General features: G+C 69.2%; 1 protein-coding gene. It reads left to right on the forward strand.

The window, feature by feature from the left end; translation table 11 throughout:
• Window positions 1-208, forward strand: a 208-nt coding sequence (locus AC3A6Y_RS35150; protein ID WP_487872810.1) for a hypothetical protein, incomplete at both ends; no start/stop codon positions are given.

Genomic DNA, 208 nt, shown 5'->3' on the forward strand with positions numbered 1-208 from the left:
CGAATTCTTCGGCGCCAATCCCGCACCCGGACTCGCCAAGGCCTGCGAGGTACTCACGCCGCAGGCGGCTGGCGTCGCGCCGGGCAACCAGCCGCCTGCGGGCGACAAGCTGGTCGCCAACGAAGGCGGTGGTTTCAGCATGGCGAGCCCGGCCTTGGTGAGCTTCGGCGCAGACTCCCGCTGGATCAGCAAGACCGTCTCGGGCAGT

Source organism: Variovorax sp. Soil_C_17 (assembly GCF_057657265.1).